Below are 26,442 nucleotides of genomic sequence, written 5' to 3' on the forward strand. Positions count from 1 at the left end.
GGAGGCCGACGGAGGCTCCTCGGACGTCCTCATCGAGCAGCCGTGAGATGGTGGGCCGCCTCCGACGGGTCCCCTCCATCTGCGAGCTCGGCGAGCCCTGCACCGGCCCACCCCGACCACAGCGTCGGACCTGAAGGGGCGGCCGAGGGCCTGCGGTCGAGGACCTCGAGTGTGCGCGCGAGTCCTGCCTGGCGAGCCGCGTAGCGAATTCCCTCGCGTCCGCAGAGACCACGCGACCGCACCTGGGCCACGCGAGCGGCGAGCCAGTGATCGGCGGCCTCGAGGTCGACATCTCCGGATCGTCCTAAGACAGCGACGACTCCAGCCGCGCCGTAGGGGAATCCGGCACGGTGGTCCGCGCTGTCGCGGGCGAGGACAGGGATGTCTCCGGGAACGACCGGCGAGTCGTCCGTCCACTGAAGCACCGATGCGACACCGCGGGCGATCTGGCCGCGCAGCTGGTCGTCCGAGAGGGCGGCGAGTCGACCGACGTCTTCGTCGATCGACCTCTGACCGGAGGCGGGGAGTACGTCGAGGGTGGAGGTCCTGATCGACCGCAGCACGGCGGGCGGAACCGCGAGATCGTCTGCGGCTGCTCGGAGGAGCTGCTCGATCTTCGCGACGTTGCCCTGGTCGGCGATCGTCGCTTGGGGGAAGAGGAGATCGAGTTCGAGGATGCCGAGCGACCACTCGTCCGCTTCCGTCCCCTTCAGGCCTTCCAGGGGCTCGTAGCCGGGCGCTCCCTGGCGACAACGCCACTCCGGATCCATTCGATGCGCGAACTCGAAGTCGAGGAAGCACGGGTGCGTGCCGTTCCGCATGATGACGTTCTTCGGGTGGATGTCGCCGAGCAGCCATCCTGCGCGGTGCACGGAGGCGAGAGCAACGTCGAGGCGAGCGACGGTCGTGGTCAGCCAGGAGGTGTATGCAGGGTCACCGACGCGCCACGGTGCTGGTCGGAGCAGCGGAGTCCTCGTCATCCATTCGCGCTTCAGATCGTTCCCCTCGATGTACTCCATGACCAGGTATCGGTGCTCCCAGGCCGTGAAGGATCCGTAGAAGACGGGTACGCAGTCCAGGGACTGCAGATCGACGAGCACCTCCTCCTCATGAGCCAGGCGAGTCACGGCGTCGACTCCGTCGGCGTCCAACCCGGCGTGCGGGCGCGCCTCCTTGAGGACCACGATCGTCCCGATCGGCACGAATTCGTCGGTTGTCGCTTCAGCGAGATAGACACCACCACCGTTCGAGAAGTGCAGCGCTGAGAGCATCGTGAAGCCGAAGGCGACCTCTTCCTCGTTCTCCGCCCCGACAGTGACGGACTCCGGTAGTGAAGCCCACGGGGGAGGTGTGAACGTCGGCCGCCGGACGTCCTCCACCTCGTTCCCGTCCGGGTCGAGCACCGTCGAGACGAAGCCGCTCTCCGTCTCGGACGGGACGAAGGCGCCGTAACGGAAGTGCACAGGCCCGGACTTCCACCGCCGGTCGGACAGTACGTACGGGCCTCTGAACCCGCGAAGACGGACGTCGAGGTCCTCCAGCGCTCGGGCGAACTCGTCGTCCGAACCGGGATACACGGTGATGAACTTCCCAGCTCCCGCTCGATCGGCGTACTTGCCGTTCTGCATCAGAAGGTGAGAGGTGGTCGAGAGATGCTTGAAAGGCAGTCGGGAGGCGAAGCAGTAGCGTGCAGCAGCGGCGAGGACCTTCTCCGCGTCATCGAGTGTCGACGAGAGGTGGAGCTTCCATCCCTGACGAGGGAGGAGGCAACCGTCCGGCATCCAGTTCCGCCACGGCCGCGACTCCCTCACCTGCCAGTCCTCCGGAGCGAAGGACGCGACGTCGAAGGCGTCGCCATCGATGTCGTCCCCCTCCTCGGCGACCGCGTAGAACGGGTTGCCCGGGCGGCAGTACCGGAGATATTCGAGGTCGAGCGGCATCGCTTCCCTTTCCTGTCCGACTTGTCTCGCGGTGCGGGATGCGGCTCCCGGCGCTGACTTCGAGGCTAGGAAGGTCCGCAGTCGACCACCTCCCGCCGAAGTCACGGATGAGGATGACCGGAGTCACGGTGAGGGCGTGACTGCGGTCACGGGTCGGCATCCCGGAGTCGGAGCTACAGTTGTCGACATGGGCTCAACTCCGGAGACGGCGGCGGAGATCTCTGCGCCGTCAGCGGCAGGACACGAGCGGGTCGCGGTCGCGCCGTCCCTGTCGAGCACCGTGGACAGGACCGTCATCGCACTTCAGGCGATCGCCCTGTGCTGCCTCGTCCTGGCAGGGATCCTGGGCGTCGTGGACTCCGCGCAGAGAGGCACGGGTGCAGCGGTCGCGGTCACATGGCTCGCGCTGGTGCCTGTGATCGCCGGGCTCTGGGCCGTCCGGCCCCGACTGATCCGAGCGGGACACGGGGTCGCCGTGACGACGGTGTCCATCGTCGCGGCGACGCCGGTCGTCGTCTTCGGCCGGCTCGATTTCACGATCCCGGTCCTCCTCCTCGTCGTGGCGTTCGCGGTGGTCGACGTCTCGCTCCGCGCAGGGGCGCACGCGATGATCTGGATCGCCTCCGTCGGACTGGCCCTCCATGTCGGGGGCGCCGTCGGCTCGGGGAGGGCGCTGCTCTCCGGAGTGCTCGACGGTCTGCTCAACGTGGTGCCCGTGGCCGTGCTGATGTGCTTCGGGATCGCCCTGGGACTCTCTCTTCGCGGCTTCGAGAGCGAGCGATCCGCCGACCAGCGTGTGATCAGGCGGTTGCATCGCGCCTCCGAGACGGAGAAGGAGCTGCTGCTGTCGGACGAGCGCGCCCGGAGCGCACGCGAGCTCCACGACGGCCTCGGGTACAAGCTGACCCTCGTCTCGATGAGTCTCGAGCTCGCTGATCGCCTGCGCTCCGCCGATGCCGAGCAGGCGTGGGCCGAGGTCCGCACCGCCCGATCCACGTCGAGCGAGGCTCTCGCGGACATGCGGATGTGGGTACGAGCGCTCAGTCCCTTCCGGGACGCGGGCGCCCGCGGCCTGGCTGCGCTGGAGTTGATCGCGGAGTCCTTCCGCGGCACGGGCGTGACCGTGGATGTGGTCGGCGACGAGGCGTCGGACCGTGTGCTCACCAGCGACGATGAGACCGCGCTCGTCGTCTACCGAGGCGTGCAGGAAGGGCTGACGAACGCTCTGCGGCACGGCGCTGCCCGCAGAGTCCGCATCGATATCGAGACGGACGACGTCCGGCTCGAGCTCTCGCTGCTCAGCGACATCGGCGCGGGAAGGAGCAACGGGATCAGCGACGGCGAGCCTGTGCTGGGGTTCGGGCTGCGCGGCCTCGACGATCGCGCGACGGCTCGCGGAGGTCGGTTGACGGCGCGGCGCATCGGCGACCGGTTCCTCCTGCGCCTCTCGATCCCTCTCGGAGGCGCCGACGGGGAACGGGAGAGCCGCGCCTCGTGACGGAGACGACACCGAGGCGAGTGCTGCTGGTGTAGGACCAGCAGATGATCCGCCGTGGGCTGGTCATGCTCCTCTCGACGGTCGAGGGTGTCGTGGTCTCGGCCCAGGCCGAGAACGGACAGGCTGCTCTGCACATTCTGCGCACGACGGAGGTGGACGTCGTCGTCACCGACGCGCGGATGCCGGTCATGGGCGGCGTGGAGCTCGCCGCCGAGTGTGCGCAGCTCCATCCGCGTCTGCCCGTCCTCCTTCTGACGACCTTCGACGACGACGCGCTCGTGCAGGCGGCCCTCTCGGCCGGCGCTTCCGGATTCCTCCTGAAGGACACCTCGGTGGAGGGTCTCGTCGTGGCCCTCGACGCGGTGATCGCCGGGGGGATGGTGATCGATCCGCGCGTCGCCCGGCCGGCCGTCCAGCCGGGTCGCACCGGCGAGAGCCCGCTGACGCTGCTCACGCGGAGCGAGCGGGTGGTCGCCGAGCTGGTGGCCGAAGGGCGGAACAACAGGGAGATCGCGGCCGCCCTCGTGCTCGCCGAGGGCACCGTGAAGAACCACGTCTCGGCGCTGCTGCGCAAGCTCGGCCTCCGCGACCGCACCGCCCTCGCGCTCACGCTCTACAAAGGCTTCCGCCCCGACGGCGCCTGAAGGCGCTGGTCGGATTGCGGCCCAGGCGCGGCCGTCCTCGGGCGCCCGGCCCGCCGCCTATCCTTGAGGGCGATGTCGAACTCCCGCGCCGAGGCCGCCTACCTGCGCTCCCTCGGCGCCTTCCGGACGCCGACCCTGGATCTCCTCCACGGCCGGTACGCCCCGTTCGTCGTCGCCGCCCTGTCGCTCGTGTTCACCGTCGACCGGCAGGTGGTGGCCGTCGCTGACGCGCACGCCGAGGTGGGGGAGCTGCTCGAGGAGCTGCGCTCGGCCGGGTACGACGAGGTCGAGCGCGCGCTGCCGAGCGGCACGGCGCGCGAGGTGTGCCGCTACTGGGTCCGCGTCGGCTGGCTCGTGCCGCAGATCGAGGGCGAGGCCGAGGTCTACCGGCTGAGCGCCCACGCCGTGAGCGCCCTCGAGATCACCGGGCGCACCGGAGGTGGACGCACGCGCGTCTCGAACTCGCGGGTGCGCACCCTGCTGGAGGCGGTCGAGCGGCTGGCCGCGGATGTCGATCCCGACCCGGAGGCCCGCCTCTCGCGGCTCCGCGAGGAGCGGGCGCGCCTGGACGCCGAGATCGCCGCACTCGAGGAGGGCGCCGGTCTCGAGCCGGCCGACGACGAGCAGCTCCTGGAGGAGGCCGAGAACGTGGTGCACCTCGCCCGCGAGCTGCCGGCCGACTTCGCGCGGGTGGCGGAGTCGATCAAGGCGATGCAGCGCGACGTGGTCGCGGACCTGCGCCGCGACGTCCGCCCGACCGGCGAGGTGCTGCGGGAGTACCTCGAGCGAGGTCAGCACGTGATGCAGGCCACCAGCGAGGGCCGTGCGTTCGCCGGAGCCCTCCGCCTCCTGGGCGACCCCGAGCGGATCGACGCGCTCGCCGATCAGCTGCACACCGTGCTCGTGCAGCCGTTCTCCCGCCTGATGGACCCCGCCCAGCGCGCGGAGCTGGCCGCGATCGGCCGCCGGGTGGAGCTGGGCGTGCAGGAGGTCCTGACCGCGCAGCGCCGCGCGTCCCACGTCATCACGGGCCAGGTCCGCACCCACGACCCGGCTCGCGACCGCCAGGTGGACGAGCTGCTGCGCGACGTGATGGCGGGGCTCCAGGAGTGGACGGGCGGGATCTCGCCGGACGCGCCGGTCGCGCCGCTGCGGCACCTGCCCGTCGCCGGGATCGGCCACCTGCGCCAGACCCTGGGAGACGTGCGTCCGGCCGGCGGGCCGGCGCCCCTGGCCGGAGACGACGGCGACGCCGAGTTCGTCGGCGACGACAGCCGGGCCTGGGGCGGTCCCCGCTACGCGGAGCTGGAGGCCTACGTGGCGGAGCTCGGCGACGAGTTCGATCTGGCGGACGCGTTCAGCGCGGCTCCGGAGGACACGCGACGGCCCGTCGACCTGCTCGGGCTGCTCGAGATCGCGCACCGGACGGGCCTCGTCGACCGCGAGGGCTACTCCGTCGTGAGCACGCGCCGACCCGACGGGACCGTGCGCCGCTTCGCCTTCGGATCCGTGACCGCCCGCACCGAGGAGGAGACCGACGATGAGTGACACCCTGGCGACCGACGGGACCGCCGCCGATCCGTTCATCGCGCCCGTGTCGATGGAGGAGGACCCCGACGAGCTCTTCCCCGGCGACCGCGGCGTCCTCGACACCGAGGTGCGCCGGGTGCTCGTGCACGTGCTGCAGCGCCGCTTCCTCCTCGCCGACCGCCACCGCGAGCAGTGGGCCGTGCTCCAGGAGCACCGGCAGCTGATCGAGTCGCGGCTGAACGACCTGTTCGTGCGGCTCGTCGTCGACCACGAGCGCGGGGTCGCCTACAAGCAGCAGGTGCGCTCCGACGAGGTCGAGATGCCGGTGCTGCTGCGCGACCTCCCCTACACCCGCGCCGAGACGCTGGTGCTGGTGCACCTGCGCACGGTCCATCAGCGGGAGTCGGCGGCCGGCGAGGCGTCGGCGCGCGTGGACGTCGAGGAGGTCGAGCAGACGGTGCTCAGCTACTTCGCCGACGCCGAGCGCGACACCGCCCGCCGGCAGCGCATGGTCCGCAAGGCGCTGGAGCGGCTCGGCCGCGACGGCATCGTCGACGAGGAGTCCGCAGGGCGGTACCGGATCAGCCCGATCGTGGAGATCGTGCTGAGCGCGCCGAAGCTGCGGGAGCTGAGCGACTGGCTGCGCGGGCGGGCGGGCGAGGCCGCTTCCTCGGTGGTCGCAGACGCGGCGCCCGCCGAGGAGCCCGGCTCGGACGATCCGGAGCAGGCGGACGACGACGCGCTCGAGGGCGACGGCCTCGACGAGGACGCGGACCCGCCCACGGACGGCGTCCTGCGCGGAGCCGATGTCGCGGACGACGAGCCGACGGACGACGAGCCGACGGACGACGAGCCGCTGGACGACGAGCCGACCGACGACGACACCCCTGACCCGGAGGACGACCCCCGATGACGATGCTCGACACCCTCTTCGGCCTGATCCCCGCCGCCTCCCGCGGTCAGCAGTGGCTCGCCGAGGACCTGCAGCTGGTCAACTGGGGCGGCTACGACGGCGCGCACCGGGTCCGCTTCTCGCCCGGCGCCACGCTCCTCTGCGGCGGCTCCGGCTCCGGCAAGTCCACGCTGATGGACGCCTACATCGCCCTGATGATGCCGCACACCACGCCGTTCAACGGCGCCTCGAACGGCGGAGTGACGGGCCGTCCGCGCGGCGAGGACCAGCGCAACATCCTCTCCTACGCGCGCGGCAAGCTCGACGAGTCGCGCACGGACGAGGGCACGACCATGCGCGTCCTGCGCGGCGACGGAGTCGACACCTGGACCGCCGTCGCGATGACCTGGGTCGACCACGACGGCTCGCGCTTCAGCGCGGTCCGCGCCTGGTACGTCCCGGCCGGCTCCCGGGTGCTCGAGGAGACCGTGCGGATCCGCGCGAGCGCCGAGGGCCCGGTCGACCTCGCCGCGCTCGACCGGGCGGCGGCGCACCGCTTCTCCGACGCGTCGCTGCGCGCGGCGGGCCTGGATCCGCTCGGCACCGACCGCGAGTTCTCGGCGCGTCTGCACGCGGTGCTGGGCATCGGAGCGGCGGGAGCCGGATCGAAGGCGATGAGCCTGCTCGCCCGCATCCAGGCCGGTCAGCAGATCACGACCGTCGACGACCTCTACAAGCGGCTCGTGCTCGAGGAGCCCGAGACCCTGGCCTCCGCCGACGCGGTCGTCGCCCACTTCGACGAGCTCGAGAGCACGCGGCAGCGGATGCTCACCGCGCGCCAGCAGGTCGCGGCACTCGAGCCGTTGCGGGGCCTGCGCCTGCGCATCGCCGCGTCCGCGGAGCGCGTGCGCCTCATCGACGCACTCGGGGAGTTCGATGCCCCGGTGTCGCCGGCGGCCCTATGGCGCGCTGAGCAGCGCCTCGGCCTGCTGCGCGACGTCGAGGCCGAGCTGCGCGAGCGCACCCGCGCCGTCGACGCCGTGCTCCGCGAGAAGCGGGCCCTCGCCGAGGCGGCGGAGTCGGAGCGGGACGGGCTCGCCGAGGTGCTGCGGGCCTCCGGCGGCGACCGCCTCGAGACGGCCCAGCGCGAGCTCCGCGAGGTGGAGCGGCGGCTGGGCGCGGCGCGCGAGAACCGCGCCCGGCTCGAGGAGGACCTGCGCGCTCTCGGCGAGCCGGAGACCACCCGCGAGCGGTTCGAGGCGGTGCTCGCCCGGGCGGCGAGCGCGGCCGACGCCAAGCGCAGCACCCGTGCGGCCTGGTCGGACGCGGTCGCCGAGCGGAAGGCCGCGGCGCGCGATCTCGCCGAGCTCGAGGCGGAGCAGCGCTCGGCCTCGGACCGTCGGGACAGCATCCCCCGGCCTCTGCACGAGGCGCGCGAGCGGATCGCGGAGGCAGCCGGCCTCACCGCCGACGACCTGCCCTTCGTCGGCGAGCTGGTCGAGGTGCGTGCCGAGTTCGAGCCCTGGCGCGAGGCGTTCACGCTCGCCCTCGGCGGCTTCGCGACGACGCTGATGATCGACTCCGCCCACCTCGACCGCTTCCGCCGCGCCATCGACTCCCTCCGGCTCCCGGTCCGGCTCCGCTACGAGGGCGTGGAGACCGGGCTCGAGGAGGTGCGGGGCCTCGACCCGCAGACGCTGCCCGGGCGCCTCGACTACCGAGCCACCGCCTTCACCGGCTGGCTGCAGGACCGGCTCGAGGACCGCTTCGGCTACGTGTGCGTCGACAGCGCTGCGGAGCTCGGACGCCACCGGCTCGCCCTGACCCTCACCGGTCAGCTCTCGCAGGGGCAGCGCGGTGCGCACGGCGGCCACGGCGCCGCGAACGTCCTCGGCTTCTCCAACTCCCGTCGACTCCGCGAGCTGAACGCCCTGGTCGAGGCGGCCCGGGCCCGCAGCGCGGCGGCCGTCTCGGCGGCGTCGGCGGCGGAGGAGGCCCTCGATGCGCTCGACGACCGGATGACGCGCCACGCCCGCCTCGCGCTGGTGAGCTGGGAGACGGTCGACGTCGAGTCGCTGCTCGCCGAGCAGGAGCGCTGGGAGGCGGTCGGCGCCGAGGCGGCGGAGGCGAACCCCGAGCTCGCCGGCCTGCAGGAGCAGATCGACGGGCTGCGCGGCCGCCTCGAGCGCGTCCGCCAGGAGATCGCGCGCGCCGGTGTGGAACGCGAGCGGATCGAGGCGGAGTGGGCCGTCGTGGTCGACGACGTCGACGCGAGCCAGGCGGTTCTCGATGCGGCGGAGCGCGCCGGACGCGAGCTCGACGACGACCAGCGCGCCTTCCTCGACGCCCGGTTCACGCTGACCGAGGCCGCGGCGTCCGGCAGCGCCTCGGACGTCCTGGTCCGCTTCGACGCAGCGCTCGCCACGGCGGCGCAGCGACTGGCGGAGGACCGCCGCTCCGCGGCCGAGGCGCACGAGCAGCAGCGTGAGAGCGCCGGCCGGATCATGGCCGGCTTCCTCGACCGCTGGCCGAACCCCAACCTGCTCGCGGACCCCGAGGCGTCCGCGGGCGACTTCGAGCGGCTGCTCGACGCCCTCGAGACCAGCGGCCTGCACCGGCTCGAGACCGAGTGGCGCGACAGCCTGCTCACGCTCTCCGGCAACGACCTCACGAGCTTCGACTCCACGCTCGGCCGCTCACTGCGGGAGATCCGCGAGCGGATCGAGCCGATCAACGTGATCATGCAGGATCTGCCGTTCTACGACGACGGCCACCGTCTGCAGATCACGACGCGCGAGAACCAGTCGGAGGTGCGCCGTCGCTTCCGCCGCGAGCTCCGCGAGGTGCGCGCGCAGATCCAGGCCGTGTCCGCGGAGGAGGAGCGCGAGCAGGTCTACCGGCGGATGTCCCGGCTCATCCAGCGGCTGCGGCGCACCGCGCCCGACTTCGGCGACCTCGTCGACGTCCGCAACCACGTCCGGGTCAGCGCCGAGCGCGTGGACGCCGTCACCCGAGCGCACGTTGCGCTGTACGACCACATCGGCGAGAAGTCCGGCGGGGAGTCGCAGGAGCTGATCGCCTTCATCGTCGGAGCGGCGCTGCGCTATCAGCTCGGCGACGCGGGAGCAGACCGCCCCCGGTACGCCCCGGTCTTCATGGACGAGGCGCTGATCAAGGCCGACGCCCACTTCACCAAGCGGGCGATCGGTGCGTGGCGCGGTCTCGGCTTCCAGCTCGTGATCGGCGCCCCGAACGACAAGTACAGCGCGATCGAGCCGCACGTCGAGGTGGAGTACGACATCCTTAAGGACACGCGCGGACGCTCCTGGGCCAGGCCGAAGGTGGGCCTGGCCCCCTAGGGCTTCGTGCCGATCTTCGCGTGGCTGCGCGAGTAGGCGAAGTAGATCGCGAAGCCCACGGCCAGCCAGATCAGGAAGCGCAGCCAGGTCTCGATCGAGAGGTTGAGCATCAGGTAGGTGCAGATCAGGGCCGAGAGCAGCGGGAGCCACGGGTTCAGCGGGACCCGGAAGCCGCGCTTCAGGTCGGGCCGCTTGCGGCGCAGCACCACGACGCCGACCGAGACCAGCACGAACGCCGAGAGCGTGCCGATGTTGACCATCTCCTCGAGCACGCCGATCGGAGTGAGCCCGGCGAGCAGCGCGACGACGATGGTCACGACCACGGAGGTGAACCACGGCGTGCGCAGGCGCGGGTGGACGGTGGCCAGGCGCCGGGGGAGGAGCCCGTCGCGCGCCATCGCGAAGATGATGCGCGTCGCTCCTATCAGCAGCGTCAGCACGACGGTGGTCAGACCGGCGACGGCGCCGGCCGAGATGACCGTCGCCATCCAGGTCTGCCCGTGGTAGGCGAACGCGTTGGCGAGCGCGGCCGACGGGTCGAGCTCGCGGTAGGGGACCATGCCGGTCACGACGAGGGCGACGGCGCAGTACAGGACCGTGCAGATGATCAGCGAGGCGATGATGCCGATGGGCAGGTCGCGCTGGGGGCGGCGGGTCTCCTCCGCGGTCGTCGCGACGACGTCGAACCCGATGTAGGCGAAGAACACCAGGGAGGCGCCGGCGATGATGCCGCCGACCCCGAACGTGGCCGGCTCGATGCCCGAGAGGAACTGGAGCAGCGGCTGGGTCAGACCGGACGCGGACTGCGAGGGCTCGGCGGCGGGGACGAACGGCGTGTAATTGGCGGTGTTGACGAACTGCAGGCCCGCGATGATGACGAACAGGACGATGAACAGCTTGATCGCGACGAGCACCAGGTTGACGCGCAGCGATTCCTTGATCCCGAAGGTCATCAGCGCGCCGAGCACGAGGACGAGCAGGATCGCCGGCACGTCGACCACGCCGCCGTAGGTGAGCGCCGGCGGGAGGGTCACTCCCAGCTGCTGCAGCAGCGACCCGAGGTACGCGCTCCACCCCTGCGCGACCACGCTCGCTCCGAGGAACAGCTCGAGGATCAGGTCCCAGCCGATGATCCAGGCGAAGAGCTCGCCGAGGGAGGCGTAGGAGAAGGTGTAGGCGGAGCCCGACACCGGGACCGTGGAGGCGAACTCGGCGTAGCACATGGCCGCGAGGGCGCAGGCGAATGCGGCGACGACGAAGCTCAGGACGATCGCCGGTCCGGCGATGTCGTGGGCGGCGCGGCCGGTGAGGGTGAAGATGCCGGCGCCGATGACGACTCCGACGCCGAAGACCGTGAGATCGAGCGCGGTCAGCGACTTCTTGAGCTTGTACTCGGGCTCATCGGTGTCGGCGATCGACTGCTCGACGGACTTGGTGCGGAGGAGGCTCACGGTGGTTCTCTCTGTGGGCTGCGGGGTGGAGGCGCGAGGGCCACTGGGGAGGATAGCGGTGCGGGCGCCTCTGCCGCGCCGGGCGTCGCGCGAGTACGCTTCCCGGCCATGAGCAGGATCTTCTCCGTGGCGTTCGCCGACGTGCACCCCCTCTACGTGGCGAAGGCGGAGCGCAAGGGCCGGACGAGGGAGGAGGTCGACGAGGCGGTCCGCTGGCTCACCGGCTTCTCGGACGAGGAGCTGGCCCGGCACCTCGAGAGCAGGACGACCTTCGAGGAGTTCTTCGCGGAGGCGCGCCTGCCTCCGCAGGCCTCGGCGATCACGGGAGTGATCTGCGGCGTGCGAGTCGAGACGATCGAGGATCCGCTGATGCAGCGCATCCGGTACCTCGACAAGCTGATCGACGAGATCGCGAAGGGACGGCCGATGGCGAAGGTGCTGCGGGCTCCCGCGGCCGGCTGAGGCGCCGGCCCCGGACGCTCCTCCACAGGCGCCGGTCCGCCCCGGTTCTCCCCGGTCCGAGCCTGCGGGATCCTGCACCGCCGGCGACGCGAGCAGGGTGTCGGACATGACATCCACACAGCGAACCCCTGCTCCTCCGTCCCGCCGCCGCGATCCCGAAGTCCTGCGGGCGAGCGCGATCCAGGACCTCCTGGCGGCCGTCCCCTCCATCATCGGCATCCGTCCGGAGGAGTCCGTCGTGGTGGTGCCGTTTCTCGGCACGCGCGCCGGGGGAGGCTTCCGGATCCCGCTCCCGGAGACGCTGCGCGGGATGGAGGCGGAGGCGCTGGCGGGCGGCTGCGCGGCCATGATGGAGACGATGCCGCGGGCCACCGGTGTGCTGGTGGTGGTCTGCACCCGTGCGGGCTACGCCGAGGAGCGGGGGATCCCGCATCTCGACCTCGGCCACGCGGTGCTCCGGCGCCTGGAGCGCACGCGCCTGGACATCATCGCCGTGGCCTGCATCGCCGCCGACGGATGGGGGCGCTACACGGACGCCGAGGAGTGCCGCAGGCCACGTCCGCTCCTCGAGATCGAGCGGAGCGAGACCGGCGTCCTCGCCCGAGCGGTGGCCGATGAGCCTCTGGACATCGACGCGCTCTCCGTGCTGCCGCCGGTCGTCGAGGAGGATCGCGCGCTCGTCGCGGAGGTGCTCCGCCGGCCGCCCCTGGTCGGCGACACGGAACGGCTCGTCGAGCGCTGGCTCAGCGGACCGCGGGACGTCCGCCGCGAAGGACTGATCGTGCGGACCCTGCAGTCGCCGCCCCTCCGAGACCGGGTGACCGTGCAGATCGCGCGGAGCCCGCAGGCGGGAGTGGGAGTGCCGCCCGGCGCGGTGGGCGAGGCCCGCGCCGGAACGGACGACGACCACGACCTCGAGCTGTCGGCACTGCTGCTCGGCAGCGGGCGCGCTCCGGAGCGCGCCCGTCTGGCGCGGGCGACCGGGCTCCTCGCCCGTGCCGCCGCGCTGGCGCCGGAGGAGGCGCGCTCCTCCGTGCTCACCGTTCTCGCGTGGTGCTGGTGGGCGAGGGGAGTCTCGAGCCTCGCCGGGCTCCACCTCGACGAGGCGCTGCGGCTCGACCCCGACGACTCGATGGCCCGGCTCTACGCCTCGCTGTTCGCGGCCCGCCCCCTGCCGGACTGGGTGCTCGCGGCCGCTGCCGAGGCCCTCGATGCCGCGAGCGCCTGAGGTCGGGCGCCGGTCGGTGCGCTCGCCCCGGAGACGGATGCTCTTGCGCGGGGGAGGGGACGGCCCTAATGTGCAACCACATGGTTGTACGAATGGACGCCGACATCGACCTGCTCTTCCGGGCGCTGGCCGACAGCACCCGCCGCGACATCGTCGCCCGGGTGCTGGTCGGCGAGCAGTCCGTCTCCGCACTCGCGGCGCGCTACGAGATGTCGTTCGCGGCGGTGCAGAAGCACGTGGCCGTCCTCGAGCGGGCGGCACTCGTCCGCAAGCGGAGGAGGGGGCGGGAGCAGCTGGTGCAGGGCGAGGTCGCCGCAGTGCGGCGGGCGTCGCGCCTGCTCGACGCCTACGAGCAGCTGTGGGCGGGGAGGATCGACCGCATGTCGGACCTCCTCGACGAGGAGTGACACCCGCGAGCCGACCGGCGCGCGGGATCTGCTGGAGGGAGAGGCGCGATGAGCGTGCTGCAGTCCGTGAAGGACATCGAGGAACTGACCCTGACCGTGACCGCCGAGTTCGACGCGGGGATCGAGCGCGTCTGGCTCCTCTGGACGGATCCGCGCCGCCTCGAGCGCTGGTGGGGGCCGCCGACCTGGCCGGCTACCTTCGAGCGGCACGAGCCGGTCGAGGGCGGACGGAGCGCCTACGTCATGACGGGACCGGACGGCGAGCAGGCGCGCGGCTGGTGGCGCGTGACCCGGGTGGAGGAGCCGACGCGGTTCGAGTTCGAGGACGGCTTCGCCGACGAGCGCGGCGACCCGGTCGACGCGCTGGGGATCACCCGGGCCACGGTCACCCTCGACGAGATCGAGCCGGGGCGCACGCGGATGGTCCTCAGCAGCCGTTTCGAGTCGGTCGAGCAGCTCGAGCAGATGGTCCAGATGGGCATGGAGGAGGGACTCTGCCAGGCGATGGGGCAGATCGACGCGATCCTGCTCGAGGACTGAGTCGGCGCCCATGGAGGTTCGGCGCTCGCCGCGCCGAGCCTCCGCGCTACTGCTCGGGGTCGGTGAGGGCGGCGGCGTAGGCGCGGACGGAGCGCTGGTACCGGGGGAGCCCCGGAGCCAGCGCCTCCAGCGCGATCCGCAGGGCCTCGTCGACGCGCCCGGCGCTGTGCAGAGCGAGCGCGAGGAACACCTCCCGCGCGGAGCCCACCGCGGGGTGCGCAGCGGCGCCGGCGAGGAGGTCGATCGCCTCATCGGTGCGGCCGAGGTTCCGGAGTGTCGAGGCGTACTGGATCGTCAACCGCGCCCGCCGCTCGTCATCCAGGCCGGCGGCGAGGGCGCGCTCGTACTCGACCGCCGCCTCCGCCCCGTGTCCCGCGCTGTCGAGGGCGCCGCCCAGCTCGAAAGCGGCGACTCCGTCGTGTCCCGGGTAGCGGGCTGCGAGGACGCGCATCCGCTCGACGACGCCGTCCGGGTCGTCCTGAGCGTCGAGGCGCTCGACCGCCGCGAGCCAGAGGGCGAGCGCGTCGGTCTCGGGGCGGTCGGGGTCGGAGGCGCGTGTCTCGATCACGCCTCCGACGCTACCGCGCCCGCACAGTGCGGGGAGCGGGGCTACGAGGCGGTCGAGTCGGCGCCGTCGTCGTCCGACTCGCCGTCGTCGGAGCCGGAGGTGCCCGCTCCGACCGGCGCGGCGCGTCGCCCGGCCTCGATCAGGGCGGTCGACGCAGCCGCTCCGCCGATCAGGGCGAACAGCGCCCAGCCGGCTCCCCACTTGCGCTTGCCGAACAGGGCGTCGAACGAGAGCGCGCCGGGGCCGTCCGCGACGATCGCGGCCGTCGCCGCGACGAGGACGGCGTTGTACTCCCACCCGCCGCCCGCGTTCCACAGGCCGTTGCTCCAGTGCACCTTGCGCACGGCGGTGACCATCGTGGCGACGAGTCCGGCGGCGGCGAGCGGAGTCGCGGCGCCGAGAGCGAGAGCGGCGCCTCCGGCCGTCTCGGTCACCGCTGCGGCGACGGCGTTGCGCCGGGCCGGGTGCATCTCCAGGCTCGACATCATCTGCTCGGTGCCGTCGAGGCCGGGGCCGTCGAACGAGCCCCGCAGCTTCTGTAGACCGTGTCCGACGAAGAGCCCGCCGACGGCGAGACGGAGAACGAGTGAGCCGACCTTCATGGTGACCTCCGGGGTGGGGTGGGGACGTGTAGTGCGAGGGTCCCGGCTGCGCCGCGCCCGGTCAAGGGGTCGCGCCCGGTGAGCGGGCCGCGCGGGAGGCGTGCGCGCTCGGGGAGTGCTCAGAGCAGCGCGTAGGCGGAGGCGTCCATCATCACGGTGTCGTCGGTGCACACCTGAAGCTCGGCCGGGGCGCGGACCGCGCCGTCCGGGGCGTCGAGGACCTCGGCGACGAGGAACGCGGAGGTCCCGACCGCGCAGCCGTAGGCGCCGGGGGAGTGCCAGGCGACCCGGACGTCCGCCCGGGCGCCCGGGACGAGGATCACGGGAGCGTCGGGGTTCGGGCCGGACGCGTCGGCGACCGCGCTGATCCGGTTCCCGTCGGCGTCGGTCGCGTAGACGCCGGGGATGCCCGCGAGAGCGCAGTCGGAGGAGGAGGTGCTGGTGAGCACGAGGTCGAAGGCGCTGTTCCCGGCACCCGACGCGTCGGGGTCGGGGCGGTACTCCATCGTCAGGTCGGAGCCCGTGCAGCGCGCCGCCGCCGGATCCGCGGCGGGAGAACCGGTCGACGAGGGCTCGGGGGTCGCCGTGACCGTCACGGTCACGGTGGGAGTCGGCGTCGGAGCGGGAGTCGGCGAAGACGTCGGGGTCGCGGTCGCGGTCGGTGTCGGGAGCGGCGTCCGCGCGGACGGGGCTCCGCCGCTGCCCGCGCAGCCGGTGAGGACGAGGACGAGTGCTGCTGCTGCCAGCGCGGAGGCGCCGGTCCGGTGCGAGAACGTGCTCATGTCCGCAGTCTGCCACCGCCCGGACCGATCGGCCCCGCGGATCCGCGAGCATTCTCGGAGGTCCCGGTCAGGGAGGCGGAGGACGGATGCGGCGGGCGTCCGGAGGTGCCCCTCCTCGCGCCCGCCGCACCGGGGTCGGCGCTAGACGCGGACGACCATCTTCCCGGTGTTGCCGCCGCGCATCATCGAGAGGAACGCGTCCACGGCGTGGTCGATGCCGTCGACGACGGTCTCGTCGTAGGCGATCTCTCCGTCGGCGAACCAGCCGGCCATCAGCCGGTTGAACTCCGGCGCGTGGTCGAGGTAGCCGGACAGCGTGAATCCGCGCAGCGTGAGACCGCGGGTGATGATGTTCGCCATGTTGTCGGGGCCGGGCGTCTTCTCGGTGCTGTTGTAGCCGGCGATCGCTCCGCAGAGCGCCGCGCGGCCGCCATCGCGGAAGGCGTCGAGGGCCGCCTCGAGGTGGTCGCCGCCGACGTTGTCGAAGTACACGTCGATCCCGTCGGGCGCGGCCTCGGCCAGCTGCTCGCGGACCGGGCCGGAGTGGTAGTCGAAGGCGGCGTCGTAGCCGTACTTCTCGGTCAGCAGGGCGACCTTCTCGGCCGAACCCGCGGATCCGACGACCCGCTCGGCTCCGAGGAGGCGCGCGATCTGGCCGGCGGCCGAGCCGACGGCTCCCGCGGCGCCCGAGACGAAGACGGTGTCGCCCTCCTTCATGCCCGCGATGGCGGTGAGCCCGACGTACGCGGTGAGTCCGGTCATCCCGAGGATGCCGAGGCGGAGCGAGAGCGGCACTCCGGGGATCTCGGGGACGACGCGGAACTGCGACGACTCGGCCTGCACGACGTCGCGCCAGCCGAGCTGGTGCAGGACCGCGCTGCCGACGGGGAACGCGGGGTCGTCGGAGACGGTCACCCGGCCGACGGCACCGCCGGTCATGGTCTCGCCGAGGGCGAAGGGCGGGGTGTAGCTCTTCACGTCGTTCATGCGGCCGCGCATGTAGGGGTCGACCGAGAGGAAGGCGTTCTCGACGCGGATCTCGCCCGCAGCGGGATCGCCGTACTCGACGGTCGCGGTCCGGAAGTCCTCGGCGACGGGCCAGCCGTCGGGGCGGCGGACGAGCTGGATCTGGGTGCTGGTGACGGTGCTCATAGGACCTTTCGTGGTGGTGGAGGGGATCAGAGTGAGAGGCCGACGGCGAGCGCGATCACCGCGAGCAGACCCGGGGTCATCTGGGTCAGCGCGGCGCGGCGCTTGGTCGGAGCGGAGAGGAGCAGGACGAGTGCTGCGGCGACCATCGATCCGGCGCCGGCGAACACGAGGGCCGCGCCGACGGCGGTGGCGCCGATCGCGACGGCGACGATGCCCGCCGCGGTGACGACGGCGAGGAAGAGGTTGTAGAAGCCCTGGTTGTAGGCCATCTCCTTCGTCGCCTCCGCCTCGCCGGCGGTCGTGCCGAACGTCGATCGGGCGCGCGAGGTCGTCCAGAGGACCGACTCGAGCACGAAGATGTAGACGTGCAGCGCCGCGGCGAGAGCGGCGAGCACCAGTCCGAGAACGATCACGGCGGGCCTCCAGGCGATGGCCGTGATGCGGAGGGCTCCGCAGCGATTGTGTAACGACCAGTCCACAATATACTGGAGCGAGCGGTCCGCGCCAGTGCGGCGCCGCAGCTGTCACCCCTCAGGAGGAGCACCGTGGGTCGCACGCAGGGCTTCGACACCGAGCAGGTCGTCCGCGCCGCCCGCGCCGTCTTCTGGGAGAGCGGCTTCGAGGAGGCGTCGCTCCCGGACCTGGAGTCCGCGACCGGACTGCGCCGCTCCAGCCTCTACCACGCCTTCGGCAGCAAGCGCGGGCTCTTCGACGCTGCCGTGCAGAGCTACCTCGACGAGGTGGTGCGGCCCCGGCTCGCCCCGCTCGTCGATCCGCGAGGGGCGTCGCCGACGGCGCTCGAGGAGTACTTCGCCGGGCTGCGGGCGGCGCTCGCCGACTCCCGCACGCTCTCGGCGAAGAGCGGCTGCCTGCTGCTCAACGCCGCGGGCGCGCCGATCGCGCGCGACGACGCCGTGCGCGAGGTGATCGCCGACTACCGGGCCGAGCTGCTGGGCGCACTGCGCACCGGAGCGCTGGCCCGCTGGCCCGACGCGCAGGCGTGGGCGTCGGCTCAGGCGGACGTCCTCGTGTCGCTGCTGGTGGCCGCGCTCGTGCTGGCCCGCGTCGATCCGGCGCAGTCGCTCGCCACCGTGGACGCCGCGCTCGCGCTCGTCCGGTCCTCCGCGCCCTGACGGCCGGCGCGACGAACGCCGGAGCACCGCTCTCGCGCCGGGCCCGCCCTCGCACCCGGCGCGCCGGGTCGGTCCGCACAGCACGACGCCCCCGTGCGCCTCGCGTCCCCGTGGGACGGATGCGCGCGGGGGCGTCGGGCGGGCGGGTTCAGTCGGTTCCGGCGTCGAACGCCGCACCCTCCGAGGCCAGGTCGGTGGCGCGTCCGAGCGCATCGGCCGCTGCGGACCCGCCGCCCTCGGTGATCGCGTCGGCCTCGCCGATCTCGAGCTCGCCGACGAGCTCGGCGGTCGGACCGCCGACGAGGCCGGCGGCCGCGTACTGCTCGAGCCGCGAGCGGGAGTCGGCGATGTCGAGGTTGCGCATCGTGAGCTGCCCGATGCGGTCCTCGGGGCCGAAGGCGGCGTCGCCGACCCGCTCCATCGAGAGCTTGTCCGGGTGGTAGCTCAGCGCGGGGCCGGTCGTGTCGAGGATCGTGTAGTCGTCGCCGCGGCGCAGACGCAGGGTGACCTCCCCGGAGACGGCCGAGCCGACCCAGCGCTGGATGGACTCGCGCAGCATCAGCGACTGCGGGTCGAGCCAGCGGCCCTCGTACATCAGGCGGCCGAGACGGCGGCCCTCCGAGTGGTACTGGGCGACGGTGTCCTCGTTGTGGATCGCGTTCAGCAGGCGCTCGTAGGCGATGTGCAGCAGCGCCATGCCGGGGGCCTCGTAGATGCCGCGGCTCTTGGCCTCGATGATCCGGTTCTCGATCTGGTCCGAGACGCCGAGCCCGTGGCGTCCGCCGATCGCGTTCGCCTCGAGCACGAGCGCGACGGCGTCCGAGAACTCGACGCCGTTCAGCGCGACGGGGCGGCCGGCCTCGAAGCGCACCGAGACGACCTCGGAGGCGATCTCGACCTCGTCGCGCCACGACGCGACCCCCATGATCGGCTCGACGAGCTCGAGGCCGCTGGAGAGCTCCTCGAGGCGCTTGGCCTCGTGGGTGGCGCCCCAGATGTTGGCGTCGGTCGAGTAGGCCTTCTCGGTGGCGTCGCGGTAGGGGAAGCCGCGGGCGACCAGCCACTCCGACATCTCGGTGCGGCCGCCGAGCTCGTTGACGAACTGCACGTCGAGCCAGGGCTTGTAGATGCGCAGGCGGGGGTTGGCGAGCAGGCCGTAGCGGTAGAACCGCTCGATGTCGTTGCCCTTGTAGGTCGAGCCGTCGCCCCAGATGTCGACGCCGTCCTCGCGCATGGCGCGGACGAGGAGGGTGCCGGTCACGGCGCGGCCGAGGGGGGTGGTGTTGAAGTAGGTCTTGCCGCCGGAGCGGATGTGGAAGGCGCCGCACTGCAGGGCGACGAGCCCCTCCTCGACCAGCGCGCTCTTCGCGTCGACGAGGCGCGAGATCTCGGCGCCGTACTGGGCCGCGCGGGACGGGACGCTCTCGATGTCGGGCTCGTCGTACTGGCCGATGTCGGCCGTGTACGTGCAGGGCACCGCGCCCTTTTCGCGCATCCAGGCGACGGCGACGGATGTGTCGAGGCCTCCCGAGAATGCGATTCCGACACGCTCGCCCACGGGCAGACTGCTCAACACTTTCGACATGTCTCCGATTTTAGGAGGAACGGGGACCTCCTCCGTGCCGCGGGAGGTCCGAGCCGCCTCCCGGGGCGCCCGCGCGGGGTGCGCTCCGGCCGTGGGAGCACGTCCTCCGTCGATCCGCGTCGATCGCCGCCGCCCCCGACCGGGGCGCGCGAGCCGGCCGGAGGCTCCGTGGTCCGGAGGCGGCGCCCGCGCAGCCGGCGCGGATCGCCCGCTCCGGCTGAGTGGTTCCGCGCGGCCCGGATGGACGGCCGTGGCGAGCGCGTGCCAGGCTCCGCTCGACCCCGGCTTCCGCCGCCGCCGCCTCCGAAAGGGCTCTCCGTGCCACGACCTCCTCATCGCCTCGCGGCGATGGCCCTCGCCTGCCTGCTCGCCGCGGGCGGTTCCGCCGCTCTGGCGCCGTCCGCCCTCGCGACGCAGGCCGTCGCCGAGACTCCGACCGCCTTCGTCCCGGGGGAGACTCCGCCCGCAGAGGCGCGCGGATCGTAGACCTACACGAACGCTCTCCTCGGCGGCGACTCGCTCGACGCGGGGGAGCGCATCTTCTCGAACGGAGACTCCGCGAGCTTCGAGATGCAGGCGGACGGCAACGCCGTGATCTACGACGCCGGGCGCCGCCCCGTCTGGAGCACCAGGACCCAGGGCACCGGAGCGACCACGGTGCGGATGCAGGAGGACGGCAACCTCGTCGTCGTGACCGGCTCCGGCACGCCCGTCTGGGCGTCCGGGACCGCGGGAGAGACCGGCGCGCTCGCCCTCATCCAGGACGACGGGCAGCTCGTGCTCGTCCGCCCGAACGGGGACACGGCCTGGTCCTCGGCCGACGAGCAGGAGCCCGAGCCGGAGCCGATCGCCGACGTCCTCGACAGCGGGCGCGAGCTCTCTCCGGGACAGCAGCTGACCGCCTCCGACGGCCGCTCGCGCGCCGCGATGCAGAGCGACGGCAATCTCGTCGTCTACGTGGACGGATCCCCGCGCTGGAGCTCCGTCACCTCCGGAGCGGGCAACCGCCTCGCGATGCAGACCGACGGGAACGCGGTGGTCTCGGCCGCCGGGTCCGGCGTGCGCTGGCAGGCGGGAACGCCCGGGAACCCGGGCGCGCGGATGCGGATGCAGAACGACGGCAACCTGGTGATCACCGCCGCCTCCGGACGGCCGCTCTGGGCGAGCTCGACCTCGCGCGCGCCTGAGATCCGCGACGTCCTCTCCTCCGGCTCGCGGCTCAGCCGGGGACAGCAGCTCACCTCGCCGGACGGCCGGTCGCGCGCCTCCCTGCAGGGCGACGGCAATCTCGCGGTCTACTCGCGGGGGGACGTCCGCTGGGGCGCCGGCACCCAGGGCGAGGGCGAGACGCTCTCGATGCAGTCCGACGGCAACGCCGTGGTCACCTCCGCCTCGGGCCGACCCCTCTGGGCCTCGGGTACGGCGGGCAACCCGGGATCCCGCCTGCAGATGCAGAACGACGGCAACCTGGTCGTCTACTCCGCCTCGGGCCGCGCGCTGTGGGCGAGCGACACTCCTCCGGCGCCGCCCGCGCCCGCCGTCCGGGACACCCTCTCCTCCGGGAACCGGCTCACGTCCGGTCAGCTGCTGCGCTCCTCCGACGGAGGGAGCGAGGCGGTCATGCAGGGCGACGGCAACCTCGTCGTCTACTCGCGCGGCTCGGCCCGCTGGGCGGCCGGCACGTCCGGAGGCGGCAACCGGCTCGAGATGCAGTCCGACGGCAACGCCGTGGTCTACGCGGGCTCCGGCGGAGCGCGCTGGCAGTCCGGCACGGCGGGCAGCCCGGGCTCCCGGATGGTCATGCAGAACGACGGCAACCTGGTGATCTACTCGCCGCAGGGCCGCGCACTCTGGGCGAGCACGCAGGCCGCGGCGCCGGCGCCGGCACCGGCGCCCGGCCCGGGACGACCTGCTTATCCCGGCGACGCTGTGAACTGCGACGACTTCCCGGACCAGGCCTCAGCTCAGCGGTACTTCGACCTGTACTACCCGTACTACGGCGATGTCGCAGGGCTCGACAGGGACGACGACGGGTTCGCCTGCGAGTCCAACTGAAGGCAGCGAAGGTCCGCCCCTGCCGGAGGGGCGGGCCTTCGGCTGTCCTCCGACGTCGAGAGCCTCGCCCTCCTCTCTCAGGCCCGAGCGGTCCCTTGCAGGCCTCCGGGCCGCGCCCGCGGGTCTCGAGTGGTGAACACGACCCGCCTGCGCGAGAGGCTCTCCGGCAGACGACCATCGACAAGGCGCCTTGCGCACTGATGCTCCGCTGCCGCCCGAGCTCCCGCGCCGCCGGGCGACCCGGCATGCTGGGGCAGGACTCCGCCGACGACGCGGATCGGAAGGACGCCATGACCCCGACGACCCCCTCCAGCCGCGAGAGCCTGCTGGTCACCCCTGACGAGCTCGCCGAGCTCATGGCCTCCACCGAGCCGCCGCTCGTCCTCGACGTGCGCTGGCGCCTCGACCGGCCCGACGGCCGCCCGGAGTACCTCGCGGGTCACCTGCCCGGCGCGGTGCACGTCGACCTCGATCACGAGCTGGCCGCCCACGGCGAGCCGGAGGAGGGGCGCCACCCGCTGCCTCCGATCGAGGTGCTGCAGGAGGCGGCGCGCGGCTGGGGGCTCCGCCGGGGCCGGTCCGTCGTCGTGTACGACGACGCGCGTAGCGTCCCGGCCGCGCGGGCCTGGTGGCTGCTGCGGGCGACGGGAGTGGAGGACGTCCGCCTGCTCGACGGGTCGCTCGCCGGCTGGATCCGCTCGGGGCGGGAGCTCGAGACGGGCGACGTCCCGCGCGAGCGGGGCGACGTCGAGCTGGCCTACGGTCGGCTCCCGGTGCTGGACATCGACGAGGCGGCGGCGCTGCCCTCGGCGGGCGTCCTGCTCGACGCCCGCGCCCCTGAGCGGTACCGCGGCGAGGTCGAGCCGATCGACCCGCGGGCGGGCCACATCCCCGGCGCTCGGAACGCTCCCGCGTCCGCGGCGCTCGACTCCGAGGGGCGGTTCCGGCCCGCCTCCGACCTGCGCGCCGGATTCGAGGCGCTCGGCGTGCGGGAGCACGCCCCCGTCGGCGTGTACTGCGGTAGCGGCGTCTCGGCCGCGGTCGACGTCGTCGCGCTCACTCTCGCGGGCTTCGCGCCGGCGCTCTACCCGGGCTCCTGGTCGCAGTGGTCGAGCACGCCGGGCCGGACGGTGGCGACCGGGTCGGAGGCCTGAAGCGCCTTCTTCGGATCGCGCGCGGAGCTCAGCTCAGGCGCGAGTGCTCGCCGAGGTGGTGCCAGGTGCGGTTGTGGTAGACGAGCGGCGCCGTGGTCTCGGAGTCCTCGGGCACGTGGGCCTCGAGGGCGTGCACGGCGACGATCGTGGACGATCCCGCCTCCATGCGGTTGATCACCGTGCCGCGGATCCAGGCGGCGGCGCCCGGGAAGAACGGCTCGCCCGTGGGTAGCCGCGACCAGAGCGACGTGTCGGCGAAGCGGTCGATGCCGCTGGTCGAGCCCAGACGCGCCAGGTCGAGCTGCTCCGCCCCGAGCAGGTGCACGACCAGCGTCTCGGACGCCTGGATGGCCGGAGAGCTGGACGAGGCGGACGAGAGCGAGAAGACGAACAGCGGCGGCTCGGCGCTCACCGAGAAGACGGAGGTCGCGGTCAGGGCGACCGGGCCGGTGCCCGGGTCCGCGGTGATCAGCGCGACTCCGGCGGCGTGGTTGCGGAACGCGAGCTTGAAGTCCTCCGGGGAGAGTCCGGCGAAGGCGCGGTGCTCCGGCTCGCGGTCCGGGGTGGTGGCGAGGTTCTCGCGGCTCATCGGAGACTCCTGATCGATCGAGGGTGCGGCACGGGGTGGTGGCCCGCCGTCGCGCCGCAGCACGGCTCCTCCAGACTGGCGCACCGACCGGGGGAGGGCCGCCCTATTGCGGAGTATGACGCCGCCACCTCGGGGAACGCCGATCCGCCGCTCCCTGTTCCCGATCACGCCGCATCGGGTGCCCGTCCTCGGCGCCGGAGCCCGCGCACCCGTCGCTCGCCCTCAGCGCAACCCGTCGCCGCGGCCGCGGTCTGCGCGCAGACTCGAGGGCATGGCCCACCGTCAGCGCACGTCCACCGCGCACCCCGAGAGCAAGACCTGCGCCTCCTGCGGTCGCGAGATCGAGTGGCGCGCGAAGTGGGCACGGGATTGGGAGGACGTCCGCTACTGCTCGGACGCCTGCCGCCGTCGCGGAGTCGGACCGGAGGAGGCGCGCCTCGAGGAGGAGATCCGCACCGTCCTGCTCGCGCGAGCGGCGTCGTCGACGGCGTGCCCGTCCGAGGTCGCGCGCCGGGTCGGCGGCGAGGAGTGGCGGCCGCTGATGGAGCCCGTCCGCCGGGCCGCGCGCCGCCTGGTCGACCGGGGCGAGATCGACATCGTGCAGGGCGGACAGGTCGTCGACCCCTCGCGGGCGAAGGGCCCGATCCGGCTGCGGCGACGCCCCGGAGGACCCCTGTCGCCGGGCGGCGCCGCGGGCTAGCCTTAGCAGATGCCCAGCAGCGACGCCGTCGTCCTCACCGTCCCCGGACCGCACGGCGACCGGGAGGTGCGGATCTCGAGCCCCGAGCGCGTGCTGTTCCCGGAGCCGGGCATCACCAAGCGCGAGGTCGCGGAGTACCTGATCGCCGTCGGCGAGCCGTTCGTCGCGGCGAACGGCGGCCGCCCCGTCTCGCTGCAGCGGTTCTCCTCCGGGATCGAGGGCGAGCAGTTCTTCTCGAAGAACCCGCCCAAGGGCGCGCCCGAGTACGTCCGGTCCGTCCCGGTGACGTACCCGAGCGGGCGGGTGCATCCGCAGCTCGTGATCGACGAGCCCGCGGCCGCCGTCTGGGCGGCGCAGATGAACACCGTCGTCTTCCACCCGTGGGCGTCCCGCGCCGATGCGCCCGACCTGCCCGACCAGCTCCGGATCGACCTCGACCCGCAGCCCGGCACCGACGTCGCCGACGCGGTCGTCGCCGCGCACGCGCTGCGGGAGGTCCTGCGGGAGGCCGGCCTCGACCCGTTCGTGAAGACGTCCGGCAACCGCGGCCTGCACGTCTTCGCGCCGATCGTCGCCGAGCACGAGTTCCTCGACGTCCGCCACGCGGTGATCGCCGCGGCGCGCGAGCTGGAGCGGCGGATGCCCGAGCAGGTCACGACGGCGTGGTGGAAGGAGGAGCGCGGCGAGCGGATCTTCGTCGACTTCAACCAGGCCAACCGCGACCGGACGATCGCCGGTGCCTACAGCCCGCGGCCGCTCGCGCACGCTCCCGTCTCCACTCCGCTGGACTGGGACGAGCTCGACGGCGTCGACCCGCGGGCCTTCACGATCCGCACGGTCCCGGCGCGCCTCGCCGAGCGCGGTGATCCGTGGGCCCGGATGCACGACGCCCCCGGTCACCTCGACGCCCTGCTCGGCTGGTGGGAGCGCGATGTCGCCGCCGGCCTCGGCGAGCTGCCGTTCCCGCCCGACTTCCCCAAGATGCCGGGCGAGCCGCCCCGCGTGCAGCCCAGCCGCGCGAAGAAGGCCTAGCCGAGGACGTCGCCGAGGTCGTACGCGGTCGGCTGCTCCAGCTGCTCCATGGTGCAGGAGGCGGCGTCGCGGTCAGGGCGCCAGCGCTCGAACTGCACGGTGTGCCGAAAGCGGTCGCCCTCGCGCTGGTCGTAGCGGACCTCGAGCACGAGCTCGGGACGCAGACGCACGAAGGAGGTGTCGCGGCCGCTCGAGAACCGGCTCCGCTCGCCCTCGCCGCGCACCGGTGCTCCCTCCGCGTCGCGCTCGACCGCGGGTGCGAGCTCCTCCAGCAGCTGCACGCGACGCTCGTCGCTGAAGGCCGAGGCCCCGCCGACCTGGCGGACCTCTCCGTCGTCGCCGTGCAGGCCGAGCAGGATCGAGCCCACGCCCGGCTTGGAGGCGTGCTCGCGGTACCCGATCGCGATCACGTCGGCCGTGCGGTGGTGCTTGACCTTGAGCACGGCGCGCTTCCCGGGGGAGTAGGGCGCGGCCAGGGGCTTCGCCACGACGCCGTCCAGTCCTGCGCCCTCGAAGCGCTCCAGCCAGTCGCGCGCCAGGGCCTCGTCGTCGGTGGCGCGGCCGAGGTGCAGCGGATGCGGGACGCCGGCCATCACCGCGGCGAGCGCCTCCCGCCGCGCCGAGTACGGCTCCTCGAGCATGCTGCGCCCGTCCACGGCGAGCAGGTCGAAGGCGACGAGCATCGCCGGGGTGGTCTCCGCCAGCATCCTCACGCGGCTCGCGGCCGGATGGATGCGCTGCGAGAGCAGGTCCCAGTCGAGCCGCTGGGCACCCGGCTCGCCGGTCGCCAGGACGATCTCGCCGTCGAGCACGCAGCCGTCGGGGAGCAGCCGGAGGAAGGCCTCGACGAGCTCGGGGAAGTACCGGGTCAGCGGCTTGGAGCCGCGGCTCCCGATCTCGCACTCCCCGCCGGAGACCGAGACGATCGCGCGGAACCCGTCCCACTTCGGCTCGTAGGAGTATCCGCCCGCGACGGCGGTCTGCTCCGGCACCGCAGGAACGGCCTTGGCGAGCATCGGGGCGACGGGGAGCGCGAACGGGAGGTCCATGCCCTGATCATCCCGGCCGCGGTCTCGGACCGCACCCCCTTCCGGAAGGGGCCGCGGTCTCGGACCGCACCCCCTTCCGGAAGGCTGTGG

The 26,442-nt window shown here is 72.9% G+C and carries 25 protein-coding genes; 15 read left to right on the top strand and 10 right to left on the bottom strand.

Annotated features, from left to right (window positions below):
• Positions 1-29: 29 nt before the first annotated feature.
• On the bottom strand, positions 30-1,940 hold the full coding sequence (locus C5C36_RS08870) for a hypothetical protein (RefSeq protein ID WP_104309596.1): 1,911 nt from the start codon (positions 1,938-1,940) through the stop codon (positions 30-32).
• 187 nt (positions 1,941-2,127) lie between these two features.
• Between C5C36_RS08870 and C5C36_RS08875 the strand changes: the two genes are divergently transcribed.
• The 5 genes from C5C36_RS08875 (at position 2,128) to C5C36_RS08895 (ending at position 9,863) form a co-directional block, all read left to right on the top strand.
• Positions 2,128-3,438 carry a sensor histidine kinase gene (locus C5C36_RS08875; protein ID WP_104222531.1) on the top strand — a complete coding sequence of 437 codons (1,311 nt, stop codon included), beginning with the start codon at positions 2,128-2,130 and terminating at the stop codon, positions 3,436-3,438.
• A gap of 44 nt (positions 3,439-3,482) precedes the next feature.
• Complete coding sequence (locus C5C36_RS08880) at positions 3,483-4,082, top strand: response regulator transcription factor (protein ID WP_104247187.1); 600 nt, start codon at positions 3,483-3,485, stop codon at positions 4,080-4,082.
• Between the two features lie 72 nt (positions 4,083-4,154).
• Positions 4,155-5,630 carry a DUF3375 domain-containing protein gene (locus C5C36_RS08885; protein ID WP_104269178.1) on the top strand — a complete coding sequence of 492 codons (1,476 nt, stop codon included), beginning with the start codon at positions 4,155-4,157 and terminating at the stop codon, positions 5,628-5,630.
• On the top strand, positions 5,623-6,525 hold the full coding sequence (locus tag C5C36_RS08890; RefSeq protein WP_104309597.1) for a DUF4194 domain-containing protein: 903 nt from the start codon (positions 5,623-5,625) through the stop codon (positions 6,523-6,525). Before C5C36_RS08885 ends, C5C36_RS08890 begins: the two co-directional genes overlap by 8 nt.
• The gene (locus C5C36_RS08895) at positions 6,522-9,863 is read left to right on the top strand and encodes an ATP-binding protein (RefSeq protein ID WP_104309598.1); all 3,342 of its coding nucleotides are present in this window, start codon (positions 6,522-6,524) and stop codon (positions 9,861-9,863) included. Before C5C36_RS08890 ends, C5C36_RS08895 begins: the two co-directional genes overlap by 4 nt.
• Here the strand turns inward: C5C36_RS08895 and C5C36_RS08900 are convergent.
• A complete protein-coding gene (locus tag C5C36_RS08900) occupies positions 9,860-11,314 on the bottom strand; it encodes an amino acid permease (protein WP_104292439.1) in 1,455 nt (484 codons plus the stop codon). The two genes, C5C36_RS08895 and C5C36_RS08900, sit on opposite strands and share 4 nt — an antisense overlap.
• Before the next feature lie 108 nt (positions 11,315-11,422).
• On the opposite strand from C5C36_RS08900, the gene C5C36_RS08905 reads away from it, so the two are divergent.
• From C5C36_RS08905 to C5C36_RS08920, 4 genes are all read left to right on the top strand, one after another.
• Entirely contained in the window at positions 11,423-11,776 is a 354-nt protein-coding gene (locus tag C5C36_RS08905) for a DUF2200 domain-containing protein (protein ID WP_104222536.1), read from the top strand.
• 106 nt (positions 11,777-11,882) lie between these two features.
• Positions 11,883-13,004: a DUF4192 family protein gene (locus C5C36_RS08910; RefSeq protein ID WP_104309599.1), complete on the top strand. Its 1,122-nt coding sequence runs from the start codon at positions 11,883-11,885 to the stop codon at positions 13,002-13,004.
• Positions 13,005-13,084: 80 nt separating this feature from the next.
• Entirely contained in the window at positions 13,085-13,411 is a 327-nt protein-coding gene (locus tag C5C36_RS08915) for a metalloregulator ArsR/SmtB family transcription factor (protein WP_104222609.1), read from the top strand.
• Positions 13,412-13,459: 48 nt separating this feature from the next.
• Positions 13,460-13,951 (top strand): SRPBCC domain-containing protein, encoded by a 492-nt coding sequence (locus C5C36_RS08920; RefSeq protein WP_104309600.1) that lies wholly within the window; start codon positions 13,460-13,462, stop codon positions 13,949-13,951.
• 46 nt (positions 13,952-13,997) lie between these two features.
• Here C5C36_RS08920 and C5C36_RS08925 read toward each other — a convergent pair whose 3' ends face one another.
• From C5C36_RS08925 to C5C36_RS08950, 5 genes are all read right to left on the bottom strand, one after another.
• Complete coding sequence (locus C5C36_RS08925; protein ID WP_258072239.1) at positions 13,998-14,519, bottom strand: tetratricopeptide repeat protein; 522 nt, start codon at positions 14,517-14,519, stop codon at positions 13,998-14,000.
• A 41-nt stretch (positions 14,520-14,560) separates the two neighbouring features.
• A complete protein-coding gene (locus tag C5C36_RS08930) occupies positions 14,561-15,121 on the bottom strand; it encodes a DoxX family protein (RefSeq protein ID WP_104273310.1) in 561 nt (186 codons plus the stop codon).
• A gap of 119 nt (positions 15,122-15,240) precedes the next feature.
• Positions 15,241-15,903 carry a DUF4232 domain-containing protein gene (locus tag C5C36_RS17585; RefSeq protein WP_181133796.1) on the bottom strand — a complete coding sequence of 221 codons (663 nt, stop codon included), beginning with the start codon at positions 15,901-15,903 and terminating at the stop codon, positions 15,241-15,243.
• 141 nt (positions 15,904-16,044) lie between these two features.
• Positions 16,045-17,055: an NADP-dependent oxidoreductase gene (locus C5C36_RS08945; RefSeq protein WP_104222542.1), complete on the bottom strand. Its 1,011-nt coding sequence runs from the start codon at positions 17,053-17,055 to the stop codon at positions 16,045-16,047.
• A 26-nt stretch (positions 17,056-17,081) separates the two neighbouring features.
• Positions 17,082-17,468, bottom strand: a complete 387-nt coding sequence (locus C5C36_RS08950) for a DUF1304 domain-containing protein (protein ID WP_104269170.1) — start codon at positions 17,466-17,468, stop codon at positions 17,082-17,084.
• A 132-nt stretch (positions 17,469-17,600) separates the two neighbouring features.
• On the opposite strand from C5C36_RS08950, the gene C5C36_RS08955 reads away from it, so the two are divergent.
• Positions 17,601-18,188, top strand: a complete 588-nt coding sequence (locus C5C36_RS08955) for a TetR/AcrR family transcriptional regulator (protein ID WP_104261132.1) — start codon at positions 17,601-17,603, stop codon at positions 18,186-18,188.
• Between the two features lie 148 nt (positions 18,189-18,336).
• On the opposite strand, the gene argG is transcribed toward C5C36_RS08955, so the two are convergent.
• Positions 18,337-19,773, bottom strand: a complete 1,437-nt coding sequence (argG, locus tag C5C36_RS08960; protein ID WP_104222545.1) for an argininosuccinate synthase — start codon at positions 19,771-19,773, stop codon at positions 18,337-18,339.
• 348 nt (positions 19,774-20,121) lie between these two features.
• On the opposite strand from argG, the gene C5C36_RS17590 reads away from it, so the two are divergent.
• From C5C36_RS17590 to C5C36_RS08970, 3 genes are all read left to right on the top strand, one after another.
• A complete protein-coding gene (locus C5C36_RS17590) occupies positions 20,122-20,259 on the top strand; it encodes a hypothetical protein (RefSeq protein ID WP_181133797.1) in 138 nt (45 codons plus the stop codon).
• A gap of 84 nt (positions 20,260-20,343) precedes the next feature.
• Positions 20,344-21,828, top strand: a complete 1,485-nt coding sequence (locus C5C36_RS18040) for an excalibur calcium-binding domain-containing protein (protein WP_104309602.1) — start codon at positions 20,344-20,346, stop codon at positions 21,826-21,828.
• Positions 21,829-22,118: 290 nt separating this feature from the next.
• The gene (locus C5C36_RS08970; RefSeq protein WP_104261141.1) at positions 22,119-22,982 is read left to right on the top strand and encodes a sulfurtransferase; all 864 of its coding nucleotides are present in this window, start codon (positions 22,119-22,121) and stop codon (positions 22,980-22,982) included.
• Positions 22,983-23,010: 28 nt separating this feature from the next.
• Here C5C36_RS08970 and C5C36_RS08975 read toward each other — a convergent pair whose 3' ends face one another.
• Positions 23,011-23,571: a flavin reductase family protein gene (locus tag C5C36_RS08975; RefSeq protein WP_104222547.1), complete on the bottom strand. Its 561-nt coding sequence runs from the start codon at positions 23,569-23,571 to the stop codon at positions 23,011-23,013.
• Between the two features lie 271 nt (positions 23,572-23,842).
• Here C5C36_RS08975 and C5C36_RS08980 point away from each other — a divergent pair, with 271 nt between their 5' ends.
• Positions 23,843-24,271, top strand: a complete 429-nt coding sequence (locus C5C36_RS08980; protein WP_104233370.1) for a DUF2256 and DUF3253 domain-containing protein — start codon at positions 23,843-23,845, stop codon at positions 24,269-24,271.
• 9 nt (positions 24,272-24,280) lie between these two features.
• Positions 24,281-25,303 (top strand): non-homologous end-joining DNA ligase, encoded by a 1,023-nt coding sequence (gene ligD / locus C5C36_RS08985; protein ID WP_181027141.1) that lies wholly within the window; start codon positions 24,281-24,283, stop codon positions 25,301-25,303.
• On the opposite strand, the gene C5C36_RS08990 is transcribed toward ligD, so the two are convergent.
• On the bottom strand, positions 25,300-26,352 hold the full coding sequence (locus C5C36_RS08990) for an ATP-dependent DNA ligase (protein WP_104225401.1): 1,053 nt from the start codon (positions 26,350-26,352) through the stop codon (positions 25,300-25,302). The two genes, ligD and C5C36_RS08990, sit on opposite strands and share 4 nt — an antisense overlap.
• Positions 26,353-26,442 lie beyond the last annotated feature (90 nt).

This window comes from Rathayibacter sp. AY1G1, assembly GCF_002932095.1.
GTDB lineage: Bacteria > Actinomycetota > Actinomycetes > Actinomycetales > Microbacteriaceae > Rathayibacter.

Bases quoted from the DNA above. Each gene is read 5' to 3' on its own strand.
- C5C36_RS17585 (WP_181133796.1), bottom strand. From the start codon at position 15,903: ATGAGCACGTTCTCGCACCGGACCGGCGCCTCCGCGCTGGCAGCAGCA.
- C5C36_RS08915 (WP_104222609.1), top strand. From the start codon at position 13,085: ATGGTTGTACGAATGGACGCCGACATCGACCTGCTCTTCCGGGCGCTG.
- C5C36_RS18040 (WP_104309602.1), top strand. From the start codon at position 20,344: ATGCAGGCGGACGGCAACGCCGTGATCTACGACGCCGGGCGCCGCCCC.
- C5C36_RS08930 (WP_104273310.1), bottom strand. From the start codon at position 15,121: ATGAAGGTCGGCTCACTCGTTCTCCGTCTCGCCGTCGGCGGGCTCTTC.
- C5C36_RS08870 (WP_104309596.1), bottom strand. From the start codon at position 1,940: ATGCCGCTCGACCTCGAATATCTCCGGTACTGCCGCCCGGGCAACCCG.
- C5C36_RS08895 (WP_104309598.1), top strand. From the start codon at position 6,522: ATGACGATGCTCGACACCCTCTTCGGCCTGATCCCCGCCGCCTCCCGC.
- C5C36_RS08885 (WP_104269178.1), top strand. From the start codon at position 4,155: ATGTCGAACTCCCGCGCCGAGGCCGCCTACCTGCGCTCCCTCGGCGCC.
- argG (WP_104222545.1), bottom strand. From the start codon at position 19,773: ATGTCGAAAGTGTTGAGCAGTCTGCCCGTGGGCGAGCGTGTCGGAATC.
- C5C36_RS08980 (WP_104233370.1), top strand. From the start codon at position 23,843: ATGGCCCACCGTCAGCGCACGTCCACCGCGCACCCCGAGAGCAAGACC.
- C5C36_RS17590 (WP_181133797.1), top strand. From the start codon at position 20,122: ATGGCCCTCGCCTGCCTGCTCGCCGCGGGCGGTTCCGCCGCTCTGGCG.
- C5C36_RS08945 (WP_104222542.1), bottom strand. From the start codon at position 17,055: ATGAGCACCGTCACCAGCACCCAGATCCAGCTCGTCCGCCGCCCCGAC.
- C5C36_RS08890 (WP_104309597.1), top strand. From the start codon at position 5,623: ATGAGTGACACCCTGGCGACCGACGGGACCGCCGCCGATCCGTTCATC.
- C5C36_RS08990 (WP_104225401.1), bottom strand. From the start codon at position 26,352: ATGGACCTCCCGTTCGCGCTCCCCGTCGCCCCGATGCTCGCCAAGGCC.
- C5C36_RS08905 (WP_104222536.1), top strand. From the start codon at position 11,423: ATGAGCAGGATCTTCTCCGTGGCGTTCGCCGACGTGCACCCCCTCTAC.
- C5C36_RS08970 (WP_104261141.1), top strand. From the start codon at position 22,119: ATGACCCCGACGACCCCCTCCAGCCGCGAGAGCCTGCTGGTCACCCCT.
- C5C36_RS08975 (WP_104222547.1), bottom strand. From the start codon at position 23,571: ATGAGCCGCGAGAACCTCGCCACCACCCCGGACCGCGAGCCGGAGCAC.
- C5C36_RS08875 (WP_104222531.1), top strand. From the start codon at position 2,128: ATGGGCTCAACTCCGGAGACGGCGGCGGAGATCTCTGCGCCGTCAGCG.
- C5C36_RS08880 (WP_104247187.1), top strand. From the start codon at position 3,483: ATGATCCGCCGTGGGCTGGTCATGCTCCTCTCGACGGTCGAGGGTGTC.
- C5C36_RS08910 (WP_104309599.1), top strand. From the start codon at position 11,883: ATGACATCCACACAGCGAACCCCTGCTCCTCCGTCCCGCCGCCGCGAT.
- ligD (WP_181027141.1), top strand. From the start codon at position 24,281: ATGCCCAGCAGCGACGCCGTCGTCCTCACCGTCCCCGGACCGCACGGC.
- C5C36_RS08920 (WP_104309600.1), top strand. From the start codon at position 13,460: ATGAGCGTGCTGCAGTCCGTGAAGGACATCGAGGAACTGACCCTGACC.